Genomic DNA, 25,445 nt, shown 5'->3' with positions numbered 1-25,445 from the left:
TATCTTTGCAACTTTTTAAGCAATAGTAGGTGAAATTTTTATTAATTTGTATCAACTAACTTTTATTTTCAATTCAATCAAAAACATTAATATTACTTAGTTAAATTTATTAACAATATATGAAGTTCTCAAAAATCATACTTTTAATTGTAATTGCTTTTACGTTTAATAATTGCGATCATTTTTTTGAATTTAGCGTTTATGAGGCAAACGTAATTCAAAAACATAAAAATACAACTGCAAAAAATTTAGAATTACTAAAAAATGTAACTACAGATACCCAAGATTTTAAGTTTGCATTTATAACAGATGTACATTATTATTACGATGATCTTGAAGCAATAATAAATGATATTAATAAAAGAGACGATGTAAAATTTGTAATCTTTGGAGGCGATATCGCAGACCAGGCATTGTTAAAAGAATATGAAATTTTTTATGATATTATGACATCTCTTAAAAAACCATATCTAACTGTAATTGGGAATCACGATTATAATTCAAATGGCGCTTTTATATACAAACAAATGTTTGGAGCATATAACTACTCGTTTGAATTTAACAATAATAAATTTGTTATGTTCGATAATATTTATTTAGAAAGTGACAACGAAGTAGATTTCGATTGGTTGTCATCAGAATTAAGTGATAATGCTAATTTTAGCCAAGTGTTTTCATTTGCACACATTCCAACAATTAGCGATGATATTACTCCAGAAATGCAAGAAAAGTATAAAGATATTATGCTCAATAATAATGTTGCACTTTCTGTTCATGGACATACACACAGTTATTCTTACGAACCTGGAGTAGTAAGTTATTTAATAATACCAACAGTTAAAGACACTGCTTATGGTATTATAAGCGTTCAAAACGATACTTTTAATGTAGAACTTATAGAGTTATAATAGAGATGAATTTTAAAAATATTTTAATAGTACCCTTAATTTTATTGGTTTTTGTAAAATCGTTTGCGCAAATAAAGGATACCATTCAAGATAAATCTTGGTATACTCCAGATTACGTAAAAATGCAGTTTGCAGGCAATATTGGCTTTCTGTCAGTTGGGGCTGGTTATCAATTATTTAATGATGTTTTGTACACAGAATTATTATACGGCTTTGTGCCAAAATCTATTTCAAGAGCAGAAAATATTCATTTAATAACTATCAAAAACACATTTCCTTTGTATAGAAAAAAAATAGGAAAAGAGTTAACTTTAATACCGATTGCTGGTTTTGCTGTAACCTATGATGTTGGATCTACAACCTTTACAACACTTCCAGATAAATTTCCTGATGGTTATTATTTTCCAACAGCGTTTCATGCAACTATGTATGCAGGAGCTATGGTTCATCAAAATTTTAAAAATAAAAGTATTTTTAAAGGAGCCGATTTTTATATAGAAGTTGGTACTGTAGAATCTTATTTATGGTATGCAATTATAAATAAATCAGTAACATTTAAAAATGTTTTTAGTACTTCAGTTGGCGTAAATTTTTACTTATAATTTTTTTTGGGCGTTTTAACGGGCTTTTCGCACTCGCTTTTTTTGTAAAAAAACAAAAAAGAGCTCAAACAAATGCTACAATCCCTAACGCAATTTATTTGCTAACTATATGAGTTTCCGAAAATAAATACTTTTTTAACTATTTAAACTAAGACCTTTCAAAGTTTCAAAACCTGAAAGGTATTTTTGTAATCTTATTTAGGATACTTCTCACGAATCTTATCCAAACTCAAATTGTGAATACTACCTTCATGCGTATGTTGTTTTCCTAAATCTGGTTTATAAGTTCCTTTTTGAACTTCTCCACCAATTTTTTGATAGGCTTCTCTAAAACTCATGCCTTCAACTACCAAATTATTAATAGAATCTACTGTAAATAAATATTGATATTTTTCATCATTCAAATCGATATCTTTCACAATTACTTGTTGAATGGAGTAATTAAAGATGTCTAAAATATCTTTTACATCTTCAAAAGCTGCAATTATATTTTCTTTCAATAATTGAAAATCTCTGTGATAACCTGTTGGTAGATTATTGGTAATCATGACCATTTCTGTATGTAAAGCCTGAATTTTATTACATTTTCCACGAATCAATTCAAAAACATCAGGATTTTTCTTGTGTGGCATAATGCTACTTCCTGTTGTTAGTTCATCAGGAAAAGAAATAAAACCAAAATTCTGACTCATATACAAACAAACATCCATTGCAAAACGAGCCATAGTATTACACAATCCACCTAAAGCAGAAGCGATTGAACGTTCGCTTTTTCCACGACTTAATTGTGCTGCAACTACATTGTATTTTAAGGTTGCAAACTCTAATTCTTTCGTGGTTAACTCTCTATCAATAGGAAACGAAGAACCATAACCAGCAGCAGAACCTAAAGGATTTTGATCTACAACTTTGGCAACTGCATTTAGCATATACACATCATCTATTAGTAATTCTGCATATGCAGAAAACCACAATCCAAAAGAACTTGGCATTGCAACTTGTAAATGTGTATAACCAGGTAAAAGACTTTTTTTATGCGTTTCAGCTAAATTTAATAATGTATCAAAAAGTGTTTTAGTTTTATCATTGATAATCGCTAAATTCTCTTTATAATACAATTGTAAAGCCACTAAAACTTGGTCGTTTCTAGAACGAGCTGTGTGAATTTTCTTACCAACTTCCCCTAATTTATTTGTTAATTCCCATTCAATTTTAGAATGTACATCTTCAAAAGAAGGTTCAATTACAAAAGTTCCGTTTTCAATATCAGCAGCTAACTCATTTAAACCTTTTTTCAAGTCTTTTAATTCATCAGCAGTAATAATACCAATAGATTCCAACATAATTGCGTGTGCTAAAGAAGCTTGGACATCATATTTTGCAATATGAATATCAATTTCTCTATCATTACCTACTGTAAAGTTTTCTATTTGTTTATCTATTGAAAACCCTTTATCCCAAAGTTTCATACTGTTTTGTTTATCCTTCAAGTTCTTCAAGACTTTGAAGGTATTATTACATTATTTATTTTTAAATACTTACAAGGTTTTAGAAACCTTGCAGGAATGAGAGAACGTTTAAACAATTACACGATTCAACAATTCAACGTATATTTTGATTCCTTCTTCAATTTCATTCAAATATATAAATTCATTTGCAGAATGAGAACGAGTACTATCTCCAGGACCCAATTTTAAAGATTGGCAACTCAACACAGATTGATCAGAAAGGGTAGGAGAACCATAGGTTTCTCTTCCCATTGCAATTCCTGCTTTTACTAAATCATGATTTTTAGAAATAGAAGATGAATTTAATCGTAAGCTTCTAGGTTTTATTTCTGTACAAGGAGATTTCTCTTTTAAGATGTTTGCAATTTCTTGATTTGAATACGCATCATTTACACGAACATCAACAACCAAATCTACATGCGCAGGAACTACATTGTGCTGTTTGCCAGCATTTATTTGCGTAACTGTCATTTTTACATCACCTAAAGCTTTAGAAGACTTCTCAAATTTAAAATCTTTAAACCATTGTAAAACTTCAATTGTATTATAAATTGAATTATTATCATTTGGATGTGCTGCATGACTTGGGGTTCCTTCAATTTTTGCATCAAAGACCACCAAACCTTTTTCTGCCACTGCTAAATTCATTAAGGTTGGTTCGCCAACAATGGCAACATCAATATGTGGAATAATTGTCAACATTGAGTTTAAGCCATTTGGTCCACTGCTTTCCTCTTCTGCAGAAGCTACAATAACCAAATTATATTTTAAATTTTCCTGAGCATAAAAATGTGTAAAAGTAGCCATTAAAGAAACCAAACAACCACCAGCATCATTAGAACCCAACCCAAATAATTTACCATCTTTTACAATGGCTTTAAAAGGATCGTTTGTGTACGCAGAATTTGGTTTTACTGTATCATGATGAGAATTTAGTAATAATGTTGGTTTGCTTTCATCAAAATATTTGTTGGTTGCCCAAACATTATTTTTTGTTCTTTGAAACGGAATTTCATTTTCTGTGAACCAACCTTCGATTAATAAGGCTGTATTTTCTTCTTCGGATGAAAAAGATTGGGTTTCAATCAAATTCTTTAAAAGTGAAATTGCGTTTGCTGTTAATTTTTCAAGACTCATTTTATAAGGTAATTGTGGTGAAATTTTCGTTTTCTTTTGTTAACATAGCTGTGTTTCCTATATAAACTTTTTTAACGCCATTATGTAAAGCATCAAAACAATTGTCTATTTTAGGAATCATTCCATCTGTAATAATTTTGTCTTTTAATAATGATTTATACGTCTCTGAATTGATGTGTTTTACAACAGAATCTTTATCATTAAAATTATTTAAAACCCCATTTAACTCAAAACAATAATAAATAGAGGTTTCATAAATTGTACTCATTCCAACTGCAATTGTACTTGCAATGGTATCTGCATTTGTATTTAATAATTGTCCGTTTTTATCATGAGTAATTGCACAGAAAATAGGGGTAAAATCGGCTTTTATTAGTTTATCAATTGCATTAGAATTCACTTTTTTTACATCACCTACAAAACCAAAATCAATAGTTGTTACAGGTCTTTTTTCTGATTGAATTGCATTTATATCTGCACCAGTTAAACCAATGGCATCAACATTTAGAGCTTGTAATTTAGCCACGATATTTTTGTTGACCAAACCTCCATAAACCATCGTAATTACTTCTAAGGTTTCTTTGTCAGTAATTCGTCTACCATTTATTAATTTAGACTCAATACCTAATTTGGCTGAAACTTGCGTTGCACGTTTTCCTCCTCCATGAACTAAAATTTTCTTTCCCTCTACTTTAGAAAATAGGTTCAGAAATAAGTTTAATGAAGTTTCATCTTCAATAATATTTCCACCAATTTTTATGATTGATAATTTTTCCATAAGTGCTGAACTTGTTTCAGTATCTTTTTTGAGTTGTTTCTTATTTAATGAGATGCTGAATCATGTTCAGCATTAAAAAATCTTACAGATTTTCTAATATCTTTTTCAAAACCAATTGCGCTGCAAAAGTTCTGTTGTTTGATTGTTCAATCACCAAAGAAGATTCAGAATCTAACACAGCATCTTCTACAATTACATTTCTTCTAACAGGCAAACAATGCATGAATTTAGCATTTCCTAATTTCTCTTTTGTAATCATCCAATTGTTATCAACCTCTAAAATTTCTCCATAAGATTCGTAAGAACTCCAGTTTTTTGTATACACAAAATCGGCATCTTTAAGAGCCTCTTCTTGATTGTGAATAATTGGTGTATCTTTTGTTATCTCTTTATTTAAGTTATAACCTTCAGGGTTTGTAATTAAAAAATCAACATCCATTTTTTGCATGGCTTGTGTAAAGCTATTGGCAACTGCATGTGGTAAAGCTTTAATATGTGGAGCCCAACTCAACACTACTTTTGGTCTTTTTTTCGTCGAATTTTCTGCAATGGTAATTGCATCTGTAAAACCTTGCAAAGGATGGCCAGTGGCACTTTCCATACTTATAATTGGTACAGAAGCAAATTTTACAAACGATTTTAAAACATGTTCTGATTCATCCAAATCTTTGTTTGTTAAACTTGGGAAAGCTCTTACTGCAATCACTTCACAATATTGAGAAACTACAGCTGCAGCCTCTTTTATATGTTCTGCTGTATTGCCATTCATGATAGTTCCATCTCCAAATTCAATTCCCCAAGCATCACCAGAAACATTCATTACAATAGGATTCATGCCTAAATTTAAAGCTGCTTTTTGCGTACTTAAACGCGTTCGCAAACTAGAATTAAAAAATAATAATCCTAACGTTTTATTTTTTCCTAAGTCAATATTAGCCAATGGATTTGCTTTGATTTCTCTAGCTTCTTTAATCCAGGTGTTGATGTTATCTATATCGTTTATGGAGGTGTAATTTTTCATATTTTAATTTTCCAGAGTTTGGAGTTGTTTTGATAGCTATATTTATGAATCTAAAGCTTCCACCAAAGCTTCAAAAAACTGATTGATATGTCCTTTATTAATATTTAAAGGAGGTAATATTCGTAATACTTTTTTATTGGATGCTCCACCAGTAAAAATATGATGGTCGTAAATTAGTTTTTTTCGTAGTTCGCTTACTTCAAAGTCAAATTCTAATCCAATCATTAAGCCTTTTCCTTTTATCTGTTTTATTTGCGGAATAGTTTCTGCAATTTTGATAAAATATTCAGAAATAACTTGTACGTTATCCATCAAAAATTCTTCTTCAATAACATTTAAAACAGCCAAACCAGCAGCACAAGCCAAATGATTTCCACCAAAGGTAGTCCCTAACATTCCGTATTTTGCTTTTATGTTTGGGTGAATTAAAATTCCACCAATAGGAAAACCATTTCCCATTCCTTTTGCAATCGAAATAATATCTGGAGTTACATTATAATGCTGAAAAGCGAAAAATTTTCCTGAACGTCCATAACCAGACTGAACTTCATCTGCAATAAAAAGCGTGTTGTTTTCTTTACAGAGAAGATCAACTTGTTCAAAAAAGTTAGCAGTTGCTTGGTCTAAACCTCCAACACCCTGAATAAATTCAACAATAACAGCACAGACATCTCCTTTTTCAAGTTCGGTTTTTACAGCTTCTAAATCATTTAAATCTAGAATGGTTACTTTTTGTTGTGCATTTATTGGTGCAATGATGGTTTTATTATCAGTTGCAGCAACAGCAGCAGAAGTTCGTCCATGGAAACCATTTTTAAACGCAATAACTCTTGATTTATCAGTTTGAAACGACGCTAATTTTAAAGCATTTTCGTTTGCTTCTGCACCAGAATTACATAAAAATAATTCATAATCTTTACAACCAGAAAGCGTTTCTAATTTATTGGCTAATGCAACCTGCAAAGGATTCTGAACAGCATTAGAATAAAAACCTAAAGTTGAAACTTGATTGGTAATTGCCTCCACATATTTAGGATGTGCATGACCAATAGAAATTACTGCATGACCTCCATATAAATCTAAATATTCTGTGTTGTTTTCATCATACACATAAGCTCCTTTAGCTGAAACTGGAGTAACATTGTATAATGGATAAACATTAAATAGTGGCATAATATTAATTTTTAATTTGATTTATTTTCTCGAAAGAAGCATTGATTCCTTTTATTAAAGACGAACTTAAACCTCGATGTTCCATCTCGTTTAAACCTTCTATGGTGCAACCCCCAGGAGTTGTAACTCTATCAATTTCTGCTTCTGGATGATTGCCAGATTCTTTTAACAAACTTGCTGCTCCAAAACAGGTTTGCATTGCCAATTCGTGTGCTTCATGTGCCTCAAAACCTAACTGAATTGCACCTTGGGTTGTGGCTCTTATCAAACGCATCCAAAAAGCGATTCCACTTGCACAAATAACAGTTGCAGCTTGTAATTGCTCTTCAGGAATTTGCATAGAAGTTCCTAAACTGTTAAAAATAGTTTTTGCAATTGCTACTTTTTCTTTTCCTTTTTCATTTGGAGAAAGACATGTCATAGATTGCCCAACAGAAGCTGCTGTATTTGGCATTGATCGAATTATATATTTGTCAGATCCAACAATTGCTTCAATTTTATCAATTGAAAAACCTGTAATTACAGAAATAATCAATTGTTCTTTTTGCAATAAATCTTTGGAATCTTCTAAGATGATTTTTAAATGTCTTGGTTGCACAGCAAATATTAAAATATCTGAGTTTTTAATCGCTTCTTTATTATCTGATGTTAAAATTACCTCATTATAATTTTCGAAACCAACAATAGTATTAGGATTTCTTTTTGTTAAATATAAAGAACTTACAACTTTGTTTTTTACTAAACCTTTTGCAATGGATTGTCCTAAACTTCCTGCGCCTATAATTGCTACTTTCATAATTTCTATCCTAACCTTTCCAAAGGAAAGTGATTCTTATTGTTATGTTATATCCTGCAAGTCTTTTTTTTGACCTTTTAGGTGTTTTAATTATTACCTATCTAATAACAAGGGGTTTAAACCCCTTGTTAAAAATAATTTGCTTTTAAATTCAATCCTAAAGATTCTTTAAAATTGTACATTAAATTCATGTTTTGAATTGCTTGTCCTGAAGCTCCTTTTAATAAATTATCGATAACACTTGTAATTAATAATTTGTTATCGTGTTTTGCTAAATGAATGATGCATTTATTTGTATTTACAACTTGTTTCATGTGAATTTCATCATCAGAAACAAACGTAAAAGCAGCATCTTTGTAAAAGTCTTGATACATTTTTTTTGCATCACTTAAAGAACCTTTAAATTTTGTGTAGGTAGTTGCAAAAATTCCTCTCGAGAAGTTACCCCTATTTGGCATAAAGTTAATTTCTGAATTAAAATCATTTTGCAATTGGTGTACAGTTTGATTTATTTCACCTAAATGTTGATGTGTAAATGCTTTATAATGAGAAAAATTATTATCTCTGTATGTAAAATGAGTGGTTTCAGATAAAGAAGTTCCTGCTCCAGTTGCTCCAGTTACAGCATTGATGTGAACATCATTTTTCAGTAAACTATTTGCAGCCAAAGGCAAAATGGCTAATTGTAACGCTGTTGCAAAACAACCAGGATTTGCAATATATTGTGCTGATTTTATTTTATCCTTTTGTAATTCTGGCAATCCATATACAAATTCTTTTTCGTCTAAAACTTTATCAGCATTTAATCTAAAATCGTTACTTAAATCGATAATTTTTGTATCCGAAGAAAAACTATTTTCTTTTAAGAATTTTGTAGAATTTCCATGACCTAAACATAAAAAGAGAACATCAACATTGGTATTTATTGTATCAGCAAAACTAATTTCTGTAGATCCAATTAAATCTTGATGCACTTTATACAATTTGTTGCCAGCATTAGAAGTACTATACACAAAATTGATAGTTGTTTCAGGGTGATGTAATAGCAAACGAATTAATTCTCCTGCTGTATAACCTGCTCCACCAATAATTCCTACTTCTAAATTCATTGTTTTATTGTGTAATCGTTTAATCGTTTAATTGTTCAGTTACACAATTAAACAATTCAACAGTTAAGCTTATTTTTTATTTACCTGTTGATATATTTTATTCTGATTTCCTAAAATCTTGATAAAACCTTTGGCATCATCTGCTGTCCAAGCTTTGTTTTCTTCACCATACGTACTAAATGCGCTCGACATTAAATCGTGTTTAGACACAATTCCATCCAAAGAAAAATGATAGGGTTTTAGTGTTACAACAACATCACCAGATACCATATTTTGAGAATTTTGTAAAAACGATTCAATATCTCTCATAACAGGATCTAAATATTGGCCTTCATGTAAATGCATTCCGTAAAAACTAGACAAATATTCTTTATGTTGCAATTGCCATTTTGTTAACGTGTGTTTTTCTAACAAATGATGCGCTTTTATAGTAATTAAAGCAGCTGCAGCTTCAAAACCAACTCTACCTTTTGTACCAACAATAGTATCACCAACATGAATATCTCTACCAATGGCATATTTTGATGCAATTTCGTTTAGCTTTTCGATGTTTACTTCTGGTTTGTTTTTCTTTCCATTAAATTTAACCAATTCCCCTTTTTTGAACGTCAACTTTACTTTAACAGGATATTCTTTTTCTAGTTGAGATGGATAAGCAGTTTCTGGTAAAGCATCTTCTGACGTTAGGGTTTCAACACCACCAACACTTGTGCCCCACAAACCTTTATTCACAGAATATTTAGATTTTTCCCAAGGCATATCAATCCCTTCCGCTTTTAAATAATCTATTTCTTCTTGTCTTGTTAACTTTTGATCTCTAATTGGCGTAATTATTTTGATATTTGGTGCCAATGTTTGGAAAATCATATCAAAACGAACTTGATCATTTCCTGCTCCAGTACTTCCATGCGCAATATATTCGGCATCAATACTTTTAGCGTATTCAATAATTTCGATGGCTTGAATAATTCTTTCTGCACTTACAGAAAGTGGATAAGAATTGTTTTTTAAAACATTCCCAAAAATTAAATACTTTACAACTTTAGTATAAAAAGTAGCAACTGCATCAATATTTTTATAGGTAGAAACGCCCATTTTATAAGCATTACTTTCTATGTTTTTTATTTCTTCGGATGTAAAACCACCAGTATTTACACTTACTGCGTGTACATCATACTCTTTTGATAAACTTACAGCACAGTAAGATGTGTCTAAACCACCACTGTAAGCAATAACTAATTTTTTCATTTCTTTTCATGTTTTAGAAACAAATTCTGTTTCATATTTTTTAATCTTTTAAAAACACTTTCTTTTACTTCTTTAGAAGCTGATTTATTATTATTGTTAGGATCATATAACATGCCTGTGCATAAACACATTTTTCTATTAGTTCTAGTTAAAATGTCATAGTTTCTACATGTTTGGCAACCATCCCAAAAGGTTTGATCGTCTGTAAGTTCAGAAAATGTTACTGGTTTATAGCCTAAATCGCTATTTAGTTTCATAACAGCCAAACCAGTTGTGATACTAAATACTTTTGCATCTGGGAATTTGGTTCTGGAGTGTTTAAAAATTACTTCTTTAATACTTTTTGCCAATCCAATATTTCTATAATCAGGATGCACAATTAAACCTGAATTGGCAACGAATTTTCCATGTCCCCATTTTTCTATATAACAAAAACCTGCAAATTTATCGCCATCTAAAGCAATAACAGCATTGTTATTTTCCATTTTTGTTGCAATATATTCAGGTTTTCTTTTGGCAATTCCTGTACCTCTAACAAGCGCAGCTTCAGCAATAGTTTCACAGATGATTTCTGCGTATTTTATATGTGTTGTATTTGCAATTACAATTTTCATTGTATTGTATTTTAAGTTGAAAAATGTTTTGTTGATATGTACTTAAATGAAGAATTGGACGCACCTAATTCCAAAGAGATTATACACCCAAAGGGCGAGGAGAAAAAAAGCGACGCAAAATAAAATTTTTACTTGTTAAAGTAGAAACAGATAATGCATTTATGAAATTTGTTTTAAACAACTTTATATCTTTTTTGAAAAACAAATGTATTTATTTTTTTTAAAAATTAGTAATTATCGAAGTTTTTTTTAAAATTTTTATGATTATTTAAGTAATTCATCTAGTTTCAAAAATATTCCTTTTTTTAGACCTATGTTTATTAAGAATTATTCAATTTATAGAATTTGATTTCACCAAAAGATTTAAATTTTTACAATTCAGCCTAAAAAAAACACAGTTGGGTATTCTTTACTTTTAAAAACTAGACTTCAGTTGCATCTTTGTATCATAATTAATCATTAAAACTTAATATTATGAAATTTTTAGTAACACTTTTAGTAGCAGCAGCTTTATTTATTTCAACATCAATAACAGCTCAAAACAAAACAATAACAGCAACTGTTGTAAATGTAACATCAGATTCTGGTAAAGTTGGTTTTGCTTTGTATAATAAAACCACATTTCAAAAAATACCTTTACAGGCTCAAAACGCAGAAATTATAGATGGAAAAAGTACAGTAATTTTTAAAGATGTTCCAGCAGGTGAATATGCAATTGTATGTTACCATGATAAAAATAACAATGATAAAATGGACTTTGCAACAAATGGAATGCCTTTAGAAGATTATGGAGCATCTAACAACGACATGACTTTAGGGCCACCAAATTTTGAAAAAGCAAAGTTTGTAGTTGCTGATAAAAATGTATCTTTAGATATTAAATTTTAGTAAAACATTATATAGAATATGAGTTCTAATAGCAGAATATCAAAAAGTAATTACAAAGAAAGTTTTATTGTAAGCCTTAAAATAACTTTAATATTTGCATTATTCTTTACATTAATAAATCAAGACTTTTCTATAAAAGCAATAAGTTATTGTATTTTAATTTCTGCTATGTATTCTTTTGGATTGGGTTTTGCTCAAGGTATTATAAATGACTTTTTAAGTATAAAATGGGATTGGGTAGAGCAAACCAATGCTAGAGTTTGGGCTGGTATAATTAGCACAATAATATATACAGTACCTATTGTTTTACTAATAAATTATGTGAATTTTATCATTATTTCAGGGAATAATTCAGAACGTTTTTTTTCAGGTAGTTTTCTTTGGCAACACATTTTTTACATCATCCTTTCTTTTGGGGTATCTGCTTTTTTACATGCAAGAGATTTTATGATTGAGTGGAAAAACTCTGTAAAACAAGAAAGTACAAAACAAGAAATTGTAGCAAAAACAGAAACAGCCAAGTTCGAGTCTTTAAAAAATCAGTTAGATCCGCATTTTTTGTTTAACAGCTTAAATGTATTAACAAGTTTAATTGGCGAAAATCCTGCGCAAGCAGAAAAATTTACCACAAAACTATCTAAAGTTTACAGATATGTTTTAGAGCAGAGAAATAAAGATTTAGTGCCAGTTTCAGAAGAGCTTAAATTTGCTAAAACCTATATGCAGTTATTAGGAATGCGTTTTGAGGATGCTGTTCAGTTTCATATTCCTGAAGAAATAAAAGACAGTAATTTAAAAATTGTACCACTTTCTTTACAATTATTACTAGAAAATGCAGTAAAACACAATGTGGTTTCGCCTTCTAAACCATTAACAATTAAAATTTATCAGGAGGATAATTATTTAATCATTGAAAACAACATTAACCCAAAAGAAGCGATTGGCAAAAGTACCAAAGTAGGTTTGCAGAACATTGCTGATAGATATGGGCTTATCACTCAAAAAGGAGTGAAAATAGAAAATAATAACAAAACTTTTAAGGTGAGCTTGCCTCTCTTATATAAAATGAACGATAGTATGTATTCAGACAATTTAGAAAACAACAAGTATGTAAAAGCAGTAGAAAAGGTAGAAAAATTAAAAGAATTTTACCAGAATTTAGCTACTTACTGTATAGTAATTCCTTTTTTAATTTTTATCAATTTAAATTATTCTCCTGGTTTTTATTGGTTCTGGTTTCCATTATTTGGTTGGGGATTAGGTTTAACATTCCACTTTTTAGAAGTAAATAACTACAGTGTATTTCTTGGCAAAAATTGGGAGGAAAGAAAAATTAATGAGTTGATGGAGGAAGAAAATAAACAAAAAAGATTACGATAATGGAAACGCAATTCACAAAAGAGCAAAAGTATGTTTTAGTTAAAAAAAGGGTTGAAAAAATTAGCAAATTTTATAAACATTTGGCAATATACATTATTGTAAATACCTTTTTAACAAGCATTTTTATAGTAGGTGATATGAATGATGGAGACACTTTTAAGGATTCTTTTTATAACATTGGTAATTATATAATTTGGATTTTCTGGGGAATAGGAATTGTTTTTAGAGCTATTAATGTTTTTGGATTAGGATTGCTTTTTAATAATAATTGGGAACAAAGAAAGATAAAGGAATATATGAATCAACAAGATATTAGAAAATAAGATGAGACCAACACTAAAAAAAGACGAACGCTATTTAAAAGCTCAAAAAAGAGTAAAACAAGTAAAAGGATTTTATACACATTTAGCCATTTATTGTGTGGTAATTTCTGTACTTATTTTTATCAACCTAACATACGAACCTCATTTTCATTGGTTTTGGTTTTCTCTTGTTGGTTGGGGAACAGGACTTTTTATGCACTGGCTTAAAATTTTCGGGTTTAATTTATTAGGTTTCGGAAAAAAATGGGAAGAGAAAAAAATTAAAGAATTTATTAACGAACAAAAGTAAAAATATGGAATCGAATTATGCACAAGAACACAGTTATATGAAGGCTAAAAAGAGGGTAAAAGCTATAAAAGGTTTTTATATTCATTTGATTGTATATGTTTTAGTAAATATTTTTTTAAGCGGAATTATTATTTTCGGTTTAATGCAAAGTGGTTATAGCTTTTATGATGCTATCACTAATTTTGGAGTATACTCCACAATCCTTTTTTGGGGAATAGGATTGTTTTTTCATTTCATGGGCGTTTTCGGTTTTAAATCTTTAGGTTTAGGGAAAGACTGGGAAGAAAAGAAAATTAAAGAGCTGTTAGAGAAAGAAGATCAACGAAAAATAAATTTTAAAAATCATGAAAAATTCTAAGGATAAAAGTTTACTAAAAGCCAAGAAAAGAGTTAAAGACCTAAAAGAATTCTATAAACATGTTGTAGCTTATATTCTAGTAAATTTGTTTTTGGCTTTTGTTTGGAAATTTTCATTTAAAATTTTTGGAGATTTTGTAATCAGTAATCATTTTAACGATGATGGTTTTACACATATTCCTATTTGGTTTATTTGGGGAATATTTTTGGTTGCTGATGCCATAAATACTTTTGGATTTACAAATAGGTTTACCAAAAATTGGGAAGAAAAAAAGATTAAGGAATTTATGAATGAGTAAATTGGTTGAAAAATAGTTGAGTGAGAAAAAATAGAAAAAAGAGAAAAGATAAAAGATAAAAGAGTACTTTTTAAATTTAAAAAAAATAACTCTTAGTTAACTATTTTGTTTTAAGTTTTTTAACTTCACTAACCACTAACCACTAACCACTAACCACTAACCACTAACCACTAACCACTAACCACTAACCACTAACCACTAACCACTAACCACTAACCACTAACCACTAACCACCGTTTAAAAATGAAAGTACTAATTATAGAAGACGAAAAACCAGCAGCAAGAAGACTACACAGAATGTTAGCAGCTTTAGAAATTGATGTGCAGCAAATGTTGCATTCTGTTGAAGAATCTTTAAATTGGTTGCAAAATAACGAACATCCAGATTTAATTTTTTTAGATATTCAGCTTTCTGATGGTTTGTCTTTTGAGATTTTTGAAGAAATTGAGGTAAAATCTGCCATTATTTTTACTACAGCTTATGATGAATATGCTCTAAAAGCCTTCAAACTTAATAGCATCGATTATTTGCTAAAACCTTTAGATGATGATGAGTTAGAAGTTGCTGTAAACAAGTTCAAAGCCAACTACCCAAAACAATCTAATGTTCAAGTAAATTTAGATGATATTAGAAAATTATTAATAAATCCTGTTGATAGAAAATTCAAAAAACGTTTAACGATTAAAGTTGGTCAGCATATTAAAATTATCAATATTGATGAAGTGGAATGTTTTTATAGTGAAAATAAATCAACCTTCATTCATACACAAGAAAACCGAAATCACTTGTTAGATAATTCTCTTGAATATTGGCAAGAACAATTAGATCCAGAACATTTTTTTAGAGTCAATAGAACTTTTATTGTGCAGATAAATGCCATAAAAGATATTATAGCGTATTCTAATTCGCGTTTAAAATTAATTTTACATTCTTACAACGAACAAGAAATTATTGTGAGCAGAGAACGTGTTAAAGATTTTAAAAACTGGATTGACTGAGAAAATCATTTTTTATTGGTATTTCCTTAAAAAAGACATTTTAGCTTATTAATTTAGTAATTAATTACAATCTAAACCACCATCAGAAATTATCCAATTAAAATTAGTTGTTATTTTTTGTCTGGAAGATTCTTCATTACAATAGGTTACTTCTCTAGCTCCAAAATTAAGATCTTTATTTAAGTTTAAAGAAGACCATTGTAATAAAATAGCGTCATAATTTTCAGGAGAAATAGCAGTTCTATCAATCATACCATCAATAAATGTAACTTGTGATATGTCCCAATTACTAATATTTTGGTTAAAAGAAACGCAATCTTGAAAAACATCTGTCATGTCCTTAACTTTACTCACATTCCAATTTTCCACATTTTGGTTAAATGAAGAGTTTTTAAACATGGCAGCCATCGTTAAAACATTGCTCATGTTCCATGAGTTAAGAGGTTGATTAAAATCTGAGTCTCGAAACAAACCACCCATATTGTCTACATTATCTACTTCCCAACTATTAATACTTTGATTAAAATCTGAGTCTCTAAACATTTCTGGCATTTTGGTAACGTTACTTACGTCCCAATTAGAAATATCTTGGTTAAAAGGAGTGCCTCTAAACATGCCACCCATATTTTGTACATTACTTACATTCCAGCTACTTATATCGTTATTAAAAGGTGTGTTTCTAAAAAGTTCTCCCATAAAAGTAACATTGCTAACATTCCAGGTACTAATATCTTGGTTAAAAGGAGTGTCTCTAAACATCGCATTCATATTTGTTACTTTGCTAACGTCCCAAAAACTAATATCAGAATTAAAACTTGTAGCTCTAAACATGTTATCCATACTAGTAACATTGCTAACATCCCAATTACTAAGATTTTGATTAAAATCTGCTTTGTATTGAAAAAGTAAACTCATGTTTGTAATTTTAGAAACTACAACTTTAGAAAGATCTGCATTTATCTGAATTAATTTTTTTAAAGAATCTAAATCTACAACAGTATAAGTAATGCCATTTATTTCTTTAATATCTCCTATTTTAGATCTGCTACTTGCCTTAATAGTAACGCCATTGTCATCTAAATAAATAATATCTTTATCTAAATCTGTTGCTGTTTCCTCCTCAATTTCAGTACCAGCGCACGCAAAAAGAGTAAATAGCACGAAAAAATAAATATATTTTGATGTTTTCATCGCTTTTAGAATAAGTGTATAAATTTAGAATATTTTACAAAGAAAGAAAACTATTATTTGAATTGATTAGAAATTATGGTTTTAATACTTTTTTGAATAAAAACAAAAGTCTAAAATAATTTCTCACTTCTTAAACTTTGATTATTTTTATCAAAATTTAAATTAATGAGTCAAAAAGAGGAGTTTTTTGAATATATAAACGACGGTTACAAAACCAAAGGCGATTTTATAGAATTAGGTGCAGCCATGTTGGGTGAGGAAACCATTACAGATGCTATTGTTAAAGTACCTCTTAAAACTTTAAACAGACATGGTTTAATTGCTGGAGCAACAGGAACTGGAAAAACAAAAACACTACAAGTTTTAGCCGAAAATTTATCAGAAAAAGGAATTCCTGTCTTGTTAATGGATATTAAAGGAGATTTGTCTGGTTTGGCAAAAGCAAGTCCTGGACATGCAAAAATAGATGAACGCCATGCAAAAATTGGTTTTCCTTTCGAAGCTAAAAGTTTTCCAATAGAAGTTTTATCAATCTCTGAACAAAAAGGGGTTAAAATGCGTGCCACAGTCTCTGAATTTGGTCCAGTTTTATTGTCAAGAATTTTAGATTTAACAGAGACACAATCAGGTATTTTAGCTATCATTTTTAAATATTGTGATGATAACCAATATCCGCTTTTAGATATTAAAGATTTTAAAAAAGTTTTACAATTTGTAACGAATGAAGGGAAGGAAGAAATTCAGGCAGAATATGGTCGAATTTCATCTTCATCAACAGGTGCAATTTTGCGTAAAATTGTAGAAATAGAACAACAAGGAGGAGATTTATTTTTTGGAGAAAAATCTTTTGAGGTAGAAGATTTAACAAGAATCGATGAAAATGGAAGAGGAATAATTTCTGTTTTACGCTTAACTGATATTCAAGACAAGCCAAAATTGTTTTCAACATTTATGTTACAATTATTGGCAGAGGTTTATGAAACGTTTCCTGAACAAGGAGATTCTGGAAGACCAGAATTAATCATCTTTATAGATGAAGCACATTTGGTTTTTGAAGAAGCCTCAAAAGCTTTGTTAAGTCAAATAGAAAGTATTGTAAAATTGATTCGTTCCAAAGGAATTGGGTTGTATTTTGTTACTCAAAATCCTAAAGATGTGCCAGAAGATATTTTAGCACAATTAGGTTTAAAAGTGCAACATGCTTTAAGAGCTTTTACTGCAAAAGATAGAAAAGCTATTAAATTGGCAGCAGAAAATTATCCAATATCAGCATATTATGATACCAAAGAAGTGTTAACGCAATTAGGAATTGGAGAGGCATTTGTATCGGTTTTAAACGAAAAAGGAATTCCAACACCTTTAGCAAGAACTATGTTAAGAGCGCCAATGAGTAGAATGGATATTTTAACAGAGCAAGAATTAAACACGGTAATTAACAACTCAAGGTTAGCAGCAAAATACAATCAAAATATTGATAGAGAAAGTGCTTACGAAATGCTAAATAGTAAAATTGAAAAGGTTAATTTAGCAGAGCAAAAAGCTATTAAAGATGCAGAAGATGAAAAAGAACGAGAAAAAATAGCAAGAGAAAGAGAAAAAGAAAGAAGAACAAGTTCAAGAAGTACAAGAAGAGCAAGCACAAGAATGAATCCGATTGTTAAAGTATTAACAAGTGCAACTTTTATAAGAGCTGCTTTTGGTATTTTAAGAAAAGTAATGAAATAACAAAATTTAAAAACGAACGTTTTATATTTTATAAAAATTAAATAAGCATGATAAAAAGAAGTTTCCTATCGCTAATTATAGCATCACTTTTAATAATAAGTTGTTCAAATAATGATCAATTTAAAATTGAAAAAGGAAGAGTAGGTTTAATTACCACAAAAACTACAGTAAAAGAAATAGGTGGAATTTTTGAAAATGATTCCATTGTAACCCAATTAAGCGAAGGTGCTCTAGGTGATAATTATTTTCAAGATGATGATAAATATTTGATTTACGAAAAAGGAGGGAAGCACTTGCTAACCATTGTACCAAAAGAACAGTTAGATTCTACATCAACTATTAAAAGTATTGAAATCCATGACGATCGCTATAAAACAAATGCTGGCATCAATTTAAAATCTAATTTTTCAGAAATAAATGCTGTTAATAGTTTAAGGCCAGAATCTACTTTACAATCTGTAACATTGTTTTTAGATGAATTAAATGCAACTATGACAATTGATAAGGATGAATTAGGGTTAAGAGATTTTAGAACTCAAAAAGTATCTTTAGAGCAAATACCAGATTTGGCTAAAATAAAATCTTTTGTGATTTGGTTTAATTAAAAAGGTTTTTGGACAAATCAATATTAGTTCATAAAGAAACAGTTTTGCATCCAAATTCTGAGTTTGAAAGAAGGATTATCTTTCAATATTATTTGGATAATGATCTTAAAATAACAGAAAAAGAAAGAGAAATACTTCTGGAATGTGTTGCTGTAGAGCCAGAAAATATTGGGATTATTGGTTGCCTTTTAAACGATAAATCGCACTTAAATACCTTAAGATTAGCAATTGCTTCAAAAAATAAATCGAATAAAAAATTAGCAAATCTATCAAAAGAACTTTTATTAAATTTAGATGTAAACACAGCAGATACTTTTTATTTTGTTGAAAGAAGTTATGATAGTTTTTCAAAAGTAGAAGTAGATGTTACCAATGTTTACTTAACAATTTGTACTTAAAATTATGAAAAAATATACAATTCAAAAAGCACCATTTGTAGTACCAACCACTGATGGCAAATTAATTGAAGAACATTTTGGAAATGCTACAAACCAGCAATCAGGAATTAGTATTGCACATATGGTTGCCCCTCCAAAATGGAAAGAGCCTTTTCAAACACCTCAATTTGATGAGTATACTTATATTATTAAAGGTAAAAAGCAATTTATAATTGAAGAGGAAATAGTTGTATTAGAGGCTGGTCAATCTATTAAAATAGAAAAAAATACACGTGTTCAATATTCAAATCCTTTTGATGAGGAATGCGAATATATTGCTGTGTGTACCCCTGCTTTTTCTATAGATTTAGTAAACAGAGAATAGTTTAGTAAGTTTTTTTTTAGCTTTAGGGATTGTATTAATAATAAATTTGATAGTATTATTTTTTAAAATGATTTCATAATATATTGCATCAAAATAATTGAAATAATGAAAAATGTAATTCCGCCAAAAACAATAAGACAAGTATTTGTTTTACTTTTAATTGTAATTTTTGCTATTTTAATTTTTACTGAATTATTACCTTATTTATCAGGAGTTTTAGGAGCCATTACTATTTATGTTTTATTAAGAAAGCCCATGGTTTTTTTGGTTAAGAAAAAATGGAATCCAGATTTAGCTGCTTTATTTTTAATGCTGATTTCTTTTGTCTGCATTTTATTACCTGTTACAGGAATTATAATAATGTTGGGTAATAAAATAGGAGAGGCTGTAGATAACTCTAAAGAAGTTGCGAAAGCTTTAAAAGGGCACATGAGCGATTTTGAGAACAAATTTGGATACGACTTAAGTTCTAGAATCAATGTTGAAGAAATTTCTACTTGGATCGCAAATAATTTAGAAAATTTTGCAGGAAGTACTTTTAATATATTTATTGGTATTGGATTGATGTATTTTATGCTTTATTATATGCTAACCAACAGGAAACAATTAAAAGAGTCATTGTATGAATACATTCCTATTAGCGAAAAAAATTTAAAAATAATTGGTCAAGAATCACAAGCCATAGTTCGTTCTAATGCAATTGGTATTCCTTTAGTAGCAATTGCACAAGGTGTTATTGCATTGATAGGTTTTTTGATTTTCAATGTAGAAGATCCATTTTTCTGGTTTATTATTGTTACAGTAGGTTCCATGATTCCATTTATAGGTACTTTTATTGGTATTTTACCAGTCTTTATTTTAACATTGTCTAATGGAGATGCTTTTTCTGCTTGGGGAATTTTGATCTACGGAATTGCTGTTGTAGGTTCTACAGATAATATAATTAGACTGTATGTATTGAAAAAGTTAGATAATGTTCACCCTTTAATAACTTTAATAGGAGTTATTGTTGGTGTGCCTTTATTTGGTTTTATTGGGTTGATTTTTGGACCTCTTTTAATCAGTTTGTTTTTGGTTGTAGTTCGTATTTACAAAAAAGAGTTCGGAGTTATGTTTGAGGATCATAAAGTTTTATAAACTAAAACTTCATAGCTACCTTAAAATTTAAAACTCTACCTGTCATAAAATTTGGGATTCCAAACTGTGTTTTAGAATACACATCTCTAACCCAAGTGTTGGTAATTGCGTTCTGAATATCAAACATATTAAATAATTCTAAACCTGCTGAAAGTTCTTTAAACTGAGATAACCAACCAGAAGAAAATTGTTTGTTAGCATCCACAAAGATATAAGAAACACCTAAATCTGCTCGTCTATAATCTCTTAAACGATTTTGAAAATTATAAGGATCTGAATATGCAGGTGCACCTCCAGGTACTCCAGAATTATACACTAAATTTAAATAAGCTTTTAAATCTGGTAAATTTGGCACATAATCTTGAAATAGAATTCCGAACTTTATTCGCTGATCAGAAGGTCTTGCAATATAACCTCTATTATTGATGTTTTCTTCGGTTTTTAAATACCCAATACTTACCCAACTTTCACTTCCAGGAACAAACTCGCCATTTAAGCGTAAATCTAAACCATAAGCAAAAGCTTCTGTAACATTGTCTGCTCTGTAACGAATTCTAACATTATCAATTGTATAAGAATTTACATCCGATAAATCTTTGTAATACACCTCAGTAGTTAATTTAAAAGGTCTTTCCCACATTGTGAAGCTATAATCCATTCCAGATACAAAATGAATCGATTTTTGAGCTTTTACATCTACATTTACATTTCCATCAAAATCTCTTAATTCTCTGTAAGAAGGTGGTTGTGAGTAAAAACCACCAGAAATGCGAAATAACATGTCTTTTTCCCAATTTGGTTTGATGGCAAATTGCCCTCTTGGACTAAATATCAATTGATTTTTTGAAGTAATTCCATTTCCTGTTACAGACCAATTATGAGCTCTCACACCCACATTGTACCAAATATCGTGATCGTTCCAAACTGAACGTTTGTTAAATTGCACAAAACCAGAAACTCTATTGATAGCAACATTATTATCTTTTCTTATCGATTGAAAAGGTGTTATTGCGCCTTCAAAAGGTTCATAAGGTTGATTGTTTGATGGACTAAAAGGAGGTCTAATAGCAAAACCTAAAGAATCAATTACTTCCCATTCTCTAATTCTGTCTTTTATATCTTCCTTTTGATATTTTACGCCAAAATTCCACTGAATATCTTCTTGTTTAATGGTTCCTCTAATTTGCACATTGGTAATTAAAGCATCTAAATCATTACGTGCATGATTTAATTGCGATCCAATTCCTTGAGAAAACTCAACTTCTCCAAAATTTTCTGAACCAATATTGGCATCAACTTCTCCTAAATTATATTGTGCAGCAATGTCAAAATGTTCTTCTTCTTGTGTGTTGTATCTTGACGCTGTTGTCGTTAAAGTGAAATTTTCATTCACTTCATAATCCGCAGACAAAGCTCCAAAAAGTGTTAAGTAATTGTTTTGCTCTTCACCAGTATAAAAAACAATTAATTCTAAAGGATTTGCAACCGTTCCAAAACGTGTTCTTCTAGAGATAGGTTGATAATTATAATTGTTTAAGGAAAAATTTCCTAGAAAATTTAATTCAAATTTTTCTGAAAATTGATAAGACAAATAGGTTTGCACATCTGTAAATCTTGGTCTAAAATTGGTTTCTATTTGTTTACTATTTACAAACAAACTATTGTCTCTATAACGAACCCCAGTAATTGTACTTAATTTATCATTTAAAAAATTCCCTTCAAAAGTTACACTTGCGCCTAATAAGCTTGCATCTACAGTAGTTGCTGTTTCTGTTGGTTTTCTATACGTAATATCTAAAACTGATGATAATTTATCACCATATTTTGCTTGAAAACCTCCAGCAGAAAAATCGATATTTCGTACCATATTTGTGTTGATAAAACTCAAACCTTCTTGCTGACCAGATCGTATTAAAAAAGGTCTGTAAACTTCAATTCCATTTACATAAACTAGGTTTTCATCAAAATTACCACCTCTAACATTGTATTGTGTACTTAAACCGTTATTATTATTTACACCTGGCAATGTCATTAAAACATTTTCTACACCAGCATTTGGCCCTACAATATTTTGTGCTTTTTTTATATCGATACTTATAAGGCCTGATGCTTCTTTTCTACTATCTTTTACAATAATTTCATCTAATTTTTCTGTTTTGAGAAGTAAAGTAGGTGAGAAGCGAATTACTGTTCTATTGGTTGCCGTTATTTTTTTGGTAAGTGTTTTGTAAGAAACATGGCTAAAAACAATTGTTATTTCTTGATTTAAAGGAATTCTTATAGAGTAGTTACCATCGATATCTGTGGCAGTTCCTGTGTTTCCAAATTTTATAGAAACTTCTTCTATACCTTCTTTTTGGCTGTTTTTTACAGTACCTTTTAAGATGGTTGTTTTTTGAGCCGCTAAAAAATTAGGAAGGAGTAGAAGTAAGAAAAGTATTTTTTTCACAAAAATTAGTTTATTTGTTTCTTAAAGAACGTTGTAGAAATCGTATTCGTATTCCCAACATTATCTGATACTACAAGATTAAAGATATGTTTGCTACCAACCAATTTTTTATCACTAAAATTATAAGTTAATATTCCTTTTTTATGATTGTATTGCATTAAAATCCATTCATCATTTATAGTGGCTTTCCAATCTTTAATGCCAGAACCAATATCACTTATTTTTACTTGTATGGTTTCTAGGTTTGATATCCATTGCTCATATTTAAAATACAAAATATTTATTTTAGGTTTTTCATTATCAGTTAATAAAGTGTAATCACCTAAAGTTTTAGATGTAGTGTAAAAAGTGCTGTCTTTTTTTCTAGTATATTGATATCTAGGATATCTTGGATTCTCTAAATTTGCAATATAAAGTTGTTCTTTTTCCTCTTCAGAATATTCTGAAACGTTAAAAGTAAGTGTAAAATTTTTATCAAGGGGAATCGTTGGTGTATGGATTTTAGCTATTTTTTCATCAACTGTAAAATCTAAATATACATCTTCATAAAACGTGTTTTTAGGAAATGCAATGGTTACATTTTCTTGACTAAATTTATGAAACTTCTTAGCTATTATTTTATAGTTTGTAGTGTCTTTAATTTCAGAAAAGAGCGCATTACTTTCTTTTCCAACTACAGAAAATTTTAGAGAACTAGTGTTGCCTTCAAAATCTTTTGCAATAATTTCTATTGCGTAATTCATGTTATTTTGAATGTCAATTTTACCATTATTTATCAAATCTTTATAGATAGATAATTTGTTTGAAGTTACTTTGTGTGTTTTTTGATATCGTTTTTTGTAATTTTTATAATGCTCATAATCAATATGTAAATTCAAAAATTTACTTTGTGCAAACGAAAATATTTCTACATCATGATAATATACACGTTTGCCATTTACTAGCATTTCTAAACTATAAATTCCGTTTTTATTAGGCACACCATTAAATTGATCAAAAGCACTTACACTAAAACCAATAAGGCCACTTGCAGATATTCTATCTGCTGTATAATTGCCTTCGCTAATTTTTTTTATCGGTATTTGAAAGCTTTTATTTTGTTGATTTATTCGAGCATCTGTATTCAGAGCATATACTTTTAAACCTTGAAATGTGGGTGTTCTTGTATCTTTTACTTTGATGCCAAATAGCAAAGGATTTATTATATTTTCGGTAATAGTATTTCTAATTTCAAAATGTAAATGAGGGCCACCTGAACCACCTGTATCACCAGAAAAGGCAATAACATCTCCTTTTTTTACTGGGAATTCATCTTTCTTAAAAAAAAGATTGCCAGTATCATAATTCTCTTTTTCATATTGAACACTTCTAACATGTGCATCAATTTCATCATTAAACTTGCTTAAATGTCCATAAACAGTTGTAAAACCATTTGGATGCGTAATATAAATTGCTTTTCCATATCCAAATTGCTGCACTTTTATTCTTGATACATAGCCTTCTGCAGCTGCATAAACTTTTAAACCTTCTTTGCCTTGGGTTTTGATATCTAAACCAGCATGAAAATGGTTGCTTCGCAATTCACCAAAGGAACCAGACAAAAATATAGGCACATCTAAAGGATCTCTAAAATAATCTTGAGGATATTTTTCTTGTGAAAAATTAATAGAAGAAATTGCTAAAAATACGAGTATTATTAAATGTTTCAAAGGATGCAAATTTTGGGTAAAAATAGTAAAAATCATTTTTATTGTAATGTGTTCACGATCAATGAATTATTAAAAAAGCAATAAAATGTTGTAAAATTTAAAACAGAATGCTAACTTTGTAGAGATAGTTTATGCTAAAAAGTAAAATGAGTAATACACTAGAAGCAATTCATTTATTAGAAAAAACGTTGCAAAACTTGCTTTCTAATTATGAGTTTTTAAAAAAAGAAAACACAATTTTGCTTCACAACAACCAAGTATTACAACAGCAACTTTTAGAAAAAGAGCAAGTGTTAAAAACTCAAAAAAAGGAGTTTGATTTGCTTAAAATAGCGAAAACTATTGAAGGCAGTAGTTCAAATACAAAAGATACAAAGCTGAAAATAAATTCATTAATCAAAGAAATTGATAAGTGTATTGTTCAGTTACAAGAATAAA

At 29.5% G+C, this 25,445-nt stretch carries 27 protein-coding genes; 15 read left to right on the top strand and 12 right to left on the bottom strand.

The window, feature by feature from the left end; genetic code table 11:
* Nucleotides 1–119 precede the first annotated feature (119 nt).
* Both P161_RS0115820 and P161_RS0115815 read left to right on the top strand, forming a co-directional pair.
* Nucleotides 120–908 carry a metallophosphoesterase gene (locus tag P161_RS0115820; RefSeq protein ID WP_026777871.1) on the top strand — a complete coding sequence of 263 codons (789 nt, stop codon included), beginning with the start codon at nt 120–122 and terminating at the stop codon, nt 906–908.
* Between the two features lie 5 nt (nt 909–913).
* Complete coding sequence (locus P161_RS0115815) at nt 914–1,510, top strand: hypothetical protein (protein ID WP_026777870.1); 597 nt, start codon at nt 914–916, stop codon at nt 1,508–1,510.
* Between the two features lie 194 nt (nt 1,511–1,704).
* Here the strand turns inward: P161_RS0115815 and argH are convergent, their stop codons facing one another.
* The 9 genes from argH to P161_RS0115770 form a co-directional block, all read right to left on the bottom strand.
* Nucleotides 1,705–2,979 (bottom strand): argininosuccinate lyase, encoded by a 1,275-nt coding sequence (gene argH / locus P161_RS0115810; protein WP_026777869.1) that lies wholly within the window; start codon nt 2,977–2,979, stop codon nt 1,705–1,707.
* A gap of 108 nt (nt 2,980–3,087) precedes the next feature.
* Entirely contained in the window at nt 3,088–4,155 is a 1,068-nt protein-coding gene (locus P161_RS0115805; RefSeq protein ID WP_026777868.1) for a M20 family metallo-hydrolase, read from the bottom strand.
* Nucleotide 4,156: 1 nt separating this feature from the next.
* Entirely contained in the window at nt 4,157–4,933 is a 777-nt protein-coding gene (gene argB / locus P161_RS0115800) for an acetylglutamate kinase (protein WP_026777867.1), read from the bottom strand.
* 82 nt (nt 4,934–5,015) lie between these two features.
* Entirely contained in the window at nt 5,016–5,954 is a 939-nt protein-coding gene (locus tag P161_RS0115795) for an acetylornithine carbamoyltransferase (RefSeq protein WP_026777866.1), read from the bottom strand.
* Nucleotides 5,955–5,996: 42 nt separating this feature from the next.
* Complete coding sequence (locus P161_RS0115790; RefSeq protein WP_026777865.1) at nt 5,997–7,127, bottom strand: aspartate aminotransferase family protein; 1,131 nt, start codon at nt 7,125–7,127, stop codon at nt 5,997–5,999.
* 4 nt (nt 7,128–7,131) lie between these two features.
* Nucleotides 7,132–7,923 (bottom strand): pyrroline-5-carboxylate reductase, encoded by a 792-nt coding sequence (gene proC / locus P161_RS0115785; protein ID WP_026777864.1) that lies wholly within the window; start codon nt 7,921–7,923, stop codon nt 7,132–7,134.
* A gap of 128 nt (nt 7,924–8,051) precedes the next feature.
* Nucleotides 8,052–9,032 (bottom strand): N-acetyl-gamma-glutamyl-phosphate reductase, encoded by a 981-nt coding sequence (gene argC / locus P161_RS0115780; protein ID WP_026777863.1) that lies wholly within the window; start codon nt 9,030–9,032, stop codon nt 8,052–8,054.
* Between the two features lie 69 nt (nt 9,033–9,101).
* Complete coding sequence (locus P161_RS0115775) at nt 9,102–10,280, bottom strand: argininosuccinate synthase (RefSeq protein WP_026777862.1); 1,179 nt, start codon at nt 10,278–10,280, stop codon at nt 9,102–9,104.
* The gene (locus P161_RS0115770) at nt 10,277–10,894 is read right to left on the bottom strand and encodes a GNAT family N-acetyltransferase (RefSeq protein WP_026777861.1); all 618 of its coding nucleotides are present in this window, start codon (nt 10,892–10,894) and stop codon (nt 10,277–10,279) included. The genes P161_RS0115775 and P161_RS0115770 overlap by 4 nt, the downstream gene beginning before the upstream one ends.
* A 474-nt stretch (nt 10,895–11,368) precedes the next feature.
* Here P161_RS0115770 and P161_RS0115765 point away from each other — a divergent pair, with 474 nt between their 5' ends.
* The 7 genes from P161_RS0115765 to P161_RS0115735 all read left to right on the top strand — a co-directional run bounded on the left by P161_RS0115765 (nt 11,369) and on the right by P161_RS0115735 (nt 15,429).
* The gene (locus P161_RS0115765; protein ID WP_026777860.1) at nt 11,369–11,782 is read left to right on the top strand and encodes a DUF2141 domain-containing protein; all 414 of its coding nucleotides are present in this window, start codon (nt 11,369–11,371) and stop codon (nt 11,780–11,782) included.
* A gap of 18 nt (nt 11,783–11,800) precedes the next feature.
* Nucleotides 11,801–13,162, top strand: coding sequence for a 2TM domain-containing protein (locus P161_RS0115760; RefSeq protein WP_026777859.1), 1,362 nt, complete (start codon nt 11,801–11,803; stop codon nt 13,160–13,162).
* Nucleotides 13,162–13,485: a 2TM domain-containing protein gene (locus P161_RS0115755; protein ID WP_026777858.1), complete on the top strand. Its 324-nt coding sequence runs from the start codon at nt 13,162–13,164 to the stop codon at nt 13,483–13,485. Before P161_RS0115760 ends, P161_RS0115755 begins: the two co-directional genes overlap by 1 nt.
* A gap of 1 nt (nt 13,486) precedes the next feature.
* Nucleotides 13,487–13,774, top strand: a complete 288-nt coding sequence (locus tag P161_RS0115750; RefSeq protein ID WP_026777857.1) for a 2TM domain-containing protein — start codon at nt 13,487–13,489, stop codon at nt 13,772–13,774.
* Between the two features lie 4 nt (nt 13,775–13,778).
* Complete coding sequence (locus P161_RS0115745; protein ID WP_026777856.1) at nt 13,779–14,132, top strand: 2TM domain-containing protein; 354 nt, start codon at nt 13,779–13,781, stop codon at nt 14,130–14,132.
* Entirely contained in the window at nt 14,119–14,430 is a 312-nt protein-coding gene (locus P161_RS0115740; protein WP_036841593.1) for a 2TM domain-containing protein, read from the top strand. The genes P161_RS0115745 and P161_RS0115740 overlap by 14 nt, the downstream gene beginning before the upstream one ends.
* 243 nt (nt 14,431–14,673) lie before the next feature.
* Nucleotides 14,674–15,429, top strand: a complete 756-nt coding sequence (locus P161_RS0115735; protein WP_026777854.1) for a LytTR family DNA-binding domain-containing protein — start codon at nt 14,674–14,676, stop codon at nt 15,427–15,429.
* 60 nt (nt 15,430–15,489) lie between these two features.
* Here P161_RS0115735 and P161_RS18795 read toward each other — a convergent pair whose 3' ends face one another.
* Nucleotides 15,490–16,620 (bottom strand): BspA family leucine-rich repeat surface protein, encoded by a 1,131-nt coding sequence (locus P161_RS18795; protein WP_051605779.1) that lies wholly within the window; start codon nt 16,618–16,620, stop codon nt 15,490–15,492.
* A gap of 165 nt (nt 16,621–16,785) precedes the next feature.
* Here P161_RS18795 and P161_RS0115725 point away from each other — a divergent pair, with 165 nt between their 5' ends.
* From P161_RS0115725 to P161_RS0115705, 5 genes are all read left to right on the top strand, one after another.
* The gene (locus P161_RS0115725) at nt 16,786–18,345 is read left to right on the top strand and encodes a helicase HerA-like domain-containing protein (RefSeq protein ID WP_026777853.1); all 1,560 of its coding nucleotides are present in this window, start codon (nt 16,786–16,788) and stop codon (nt 18,343–18,345) included.
* Nucleotides 18,346–18,392: 47 nt separating this feature from the next.
* Nucleotides 18,393–18,950, top strand: coding sequence for a hypothetical protein (locus tag P161_RS0115720; protein ID WP_026777852.1), 558 nt, complete (start codon nt 18,393–18,395; stop codon nt 18,948–18,950).
* An 8-nt stretch (nt 18,951–18,958) separates the two neighbouring features.
* The gene (locus P161_RS0115715) at nt 18,959–19,348 is read left to right on the top strand and encodes a hypothetical protein (protein WP_026777851.1); all 390 of its coding nucleotides are present in this window, start codon (nt 18,959–18,961) and stop codon (nt 19,346–19,348) included.
* Nucleotides 19,349–19,352: 4 nt separating this feature from the next.
* Complete coding sequence (locus P161_RS0115710; RefSeq protein ID WP_026777850.1) at nt 19,353–19,712, top strand: cupin domain-containing protein; 360 nt, start codon at nt 19,353–19,355, stop codon at nt 19,710–19,712.
* A 105-nt stretch (nt 19,713–19,817) separates the two neighbouring features.
* Complete coding sequence (locus P161_RS0115705; RefSeq protein ID WP_026777849.1) at nt 19,818–20,849, top strand: AI-2E family transporter; 1,032 nt, start codon at nt 19,818–19,820, stop codon at nt 20,847–20,849.
* Nucleotide 20,850: 1 nt separating this feature from the next.
* On the opposite strand, the gene P161_RS0115700 is transcribed toward P161_RS0115705, so the two are convergent.
* Nucleotides 20,851–23,298 carry a TonB-dependent receptor gene (locus tag P161_RS0115700; protein WP_026777848.1) on the bottom strand — a complete coding sequence of 816 codons (2,448 nt, stop codon included), beginning with the start codon at nt 23,296–23,298 and terminating at the stop codon, nt 20,851–20,853.
* Between the two features lie 5 nt (nt 23,299–23,303).
* Nucleotides 23,304–25,007: a M23 family metallopeptidase gene (locus tag P161_RS0115695; protein ID WP_026777847.1), complete on the bottom strand. Its 1,704-nt coding sequence runs from the start codon at nt 25,005–25,007 to the stop codon at nt 23,304–23,306.
* Between the two features lie 146 nt (nt 25,008–25,153).
* On the opposite strand from P161_RS0115695, the gene P161_RS0115690 reads away from it, so the two are divergent.
* Nucleotides 25,154–25,444, top strand: a complete 291-nt coding sequence (locus tag P161_RS0115690) for a hypothetical protein (protein WP_026777846.1) — start codon at nt 25,154–25,156, stop codon at nt 25,442–25,444.
* Nucleotide 25,445: the final 1 nt, after the last annotated feature.

Source organism: Polaribacter sp. Hel_I_88 (genome assembly GCF_000687935.1).
In the GTDB taxonomy this organism is placed as follows: domain Bacteria; phylum Bacteroidota; class Bacteroidia; order Flavobacteriales; family Flavobacteriaceae; genus Polaribacter.
The sequence above is the reverse complement of the archived record's forward strand: the minus strand, read 5'-3'. Positions and strand labels throughout refer to the sequence as shown.

What these genes read in the sequence shown, in the direction of transcription:
- P161_RS0115820 (WP_026777871.1), top strand. Translation starts at nt 120, where the DNA reads ATGAAGTTCTCAAAAATCATACTTTTAATTGTAATTGCTTTTACGTTT.
- P161_RS0115815 (WP_026777870.1), top strand. Translation starts at nt 914, where the DNA reads ATGAATTTTAAAAATATTTTAATAGTACCCTTAATTTTATTGGTTTTT.
- argH (WP_026777869.1), bottom strand. Translation starts at nt 2,979, where the DNA reads ATGAAACTTTGGGATAAAGGGTTTTCAATAGATAAACAAATAGAAAAC.
- P161_RS0115805 (WP_026777868.1), bottom strand. Translation starts at nt 4,155, where the DNA reads ATGAGTCTTGAAAAATTAACAGCAAACGCAATTTCACTTTTAAAGAAT.
- argB (WP_026777867.1), bottom strand. Translation starts at nt 4,933, where the DNA reads ATGGAAAAATTATCAATCATAAAAATTGGTGGAAATATTATTGAAGAT.
- P161_RS0115795 (WP_026777866.1), bottom strand. Translation starts at nt 5,954, where the DNA reads ATGAAAAATTACACCTCCATAAACGATATAGATAACATCAACACCTGG.
- P161_RS0115790 (WP_026777865.1), bottom strand. Translation starts at nt 7,127, where the DNA reads ATGCCACTATTTAATGTTTATCCATTATACAATGTTACTCCAGTTTCA.
- proC (WP_026777864.1), bottom strand. Translation starts at nt 7,923, where the DNA reads ATGAAAGTAGCAATTATAGGCGCAGGAAGTTTAGGACAATCCATTGCA.
- argC (WP_026777863.1), bottom strand. Translation starts at nt 9,032, where the DNA reads ATGAATTTAGAAGTAGGAATTATTGGTGGAGCAGGTTATACAGCAGGA.
- P161_RS0115775 (WP_026777862.1), bottom strand. Translation starts at nt 10,280, where the DNA reads ATGAAAAAATTAGTTATTGCTTACAGTGGTGGTTTAGACACATCTTAC.
- P161_RS0115770 (WP_026777861.1), bottom strand. Translation starts at nt 10,894, where the DNA reads ATGAAAATTGTAATTGCAAATACAACACATATAAAATACGCAGAAATC.
- P161_RS0115765 (WP_026777860.1), top strand. Translation starts at nt 11,369, where the DNA reads ATGAAATTTTTAGTAACACTTTTAGTAGCAGCAGCTTTATTTATTTCA.
- P161_RS0115760 (WP_026777859.1), top strand. Translation starts at nt 11,801, where the DNA reads ATGAGTTCTAATAGCAGAATATCAAAAAGTAATTACAAAGAAAGTTTT.
- P161_RS0115755 (WP_026777858.1), top strand. Translation starts at nt 13,162, where the DNA reads ATGGAAACGCAATTCACAAAAGAGCAAAAGTATGTTTTAGTTAAAAAA.
- P161_RS0115750 (WP_026777857.1), top strand. Translation starts at nt 13,487, where the DNA reads ATGAGACCAACACTAAAAAAAGACGAACGCTATTTAAAAGCTCAAAAA.
- P161_RS0115745 (WP_026777856.1), top strand. Translation starts at nt 13,779, where the DNA reads ATGGAATCGAATTATGCACAAGAACACAGTTATATGAAGGCTAAAAAG.
- P161_RS0115740 (WP_036841593.1), top strand. Translation starts at nt 14,119, where the DNA reads ATGAAAAATTCTAAGGATAAAAGTTTACTAAAAGCCAAGAAAAGAGTT.
- P161_RS0115735 (WP_026777854.1), top strand. Translation starts at nt 14,674, where the DNA reads ATGAAAGTACTAATTATAGAAGACGAAAAACCAGCAGCAAGAAGACTA.
- P161_RS18795 (WP_051605779.1), bottom strand. Translation starts at nt 16,620, where the DNA reads ATGAAAACATCAAAATATATTTATTTTTTCGTGCTATTTACTCTTTTT.
- P161_RS0115725 (WP_026777853.1), top strand. Translation starts at nt 16,786, where the DNA reads ATGAGTCAAAAAGAGGAGTTTTTTGAATATATAAACGACGGTTACAAA.
- P161_RS0115720 (WP_026777852.1), top strand. Translation starts at nt 18,393, where the DNA reads ATGATAAAAAGAAGTTTCCTATCGCTAATTATAGCATCACTTTTAATA.
- P161_RS0115710 (WP_026777850.1), top strand. Translation starts at nt 19,353, where the DNA reads ATGAAAAAATATACAATTCAAAAAGCACCATTTGTAGTACCAACCACT.
- P161_RS0115705 (WP_026777849.1), top strand. Translation starts at nt 19,818, where the DNA reads ATGAAAAATGTAATTCCGCCAAAAACAATAAGACAAGTATTTGTTTTA.
- P161_RS0115690 (WP_026777846.1), top strand. Translation starts at nt 25,154, where the DNA reads ATGAGTAATACACTAGAAGCAATTCATTTATTAGAAAAAACGTTGCAA.